Annotated in this window: 1 protein-coding gene and 1 pseudogene; both read right to left on the bottom strand. The window is 69.3% G+C overall.

The genetic code is table 11. The features are described from left to right. A partial coding sequence (locus E5J99_RS21015) for a transposase (RefSeq protein WP_135499762.1) occupies nucleotides 1-561 on the bottom strand: 561 nt, incomplete at its 3' end. 10 nt (nucleotides 562-571) lie between these two features. Continuing rightward, nucleotides 572-837, bottom strand: a pseudogene (locus E5J99_RS21010) (hypothetical protein); the annotation flags it as partial.

Here is an 837-nt window from a genome sequence, read left to right as displayed (position 1 = left end):
CGGTACGTGATAGCCGCAGTGGGCAAACCAGTGGCGGGCATCGGGGCTGCTGATCCAGGCGATGGCCTCGTGCAAGGCCGCCTTGAGGGCCTGCTCGGTGCGGGCCTGCGCGGCCCGCAGCTTGGTTTTGAGCTTGCTCCAGGCCTGCTCGATGGGCGAAAAGTCAGGCGAGTAGGGCGGCAGAAACAGCACTTCGACGCCGCGCTTGCCCAGCCACTGGCGTAGGCCCGTCAGGTGATGCACGCGCAGGTTACCGAGCACCAGCACGTCGCCGCGGCGTAGCTGCGGGGCCAGAATGCGGGCGATGTAAAGGGCAAAGCTGCGCTGGGTTAGCGGGGCAGACAAGACCTGTACCCCGTGTAGCCCGCGCACGGACAAGGCCCCGATCAAGGTCCGGCTCCGGCCCCGATTCAGCGGCACAGCCTGTCCCACCCGCCGTCCGCCCCGGGCCCGGGCATAGCGGCGGCACTGGTCCAGGCCCGTCTCGTCCAGGAAGTGAAACCAGGCCACATCGGGGCAGGGCACGACGGTCTGTACGTAGTGGCGGCGCGCTTCCTGCACACGGGGCGTATCACGTTCCGTGGCGTGCCGGCTTTTTTTGGCGCCGCAGCCGGTGCTCGTGGAGCACTTGCCACAAGCAGGTCTGGCCCACGGGCCGGCCGCCGCTGGCCTGCCAGGCGGCGCCGAGTTCGGCCAGCGTCACGTCGACGTGCTGGCCCACGTAGGCGACCAGCCAGGCCTGGGCCGCCGCATCTAGGAAACGGGCCCGGCCGCCACGCGCCGGCTTGGGGGCTAACGAACCGGTTTCGCGCTGCTGCCGCAGCAGCGATTTGATAA

Origin of the sequence: Hymenobacter elongatus, assembly GCF_004745955.1 — a bacterium.
GTDB classification, from domain to species: domain Bacteria; phylum Bacteroidota; class Bacteroidia; order Cytophagales; family Hymenobacteraceae; genus Hymenobacter; species Hymenobacter elongatus.
Note: the sequence above shows the minus strand (reverse complement) of the source record. Positions and strands in the feature narration are given on the sequence as shown.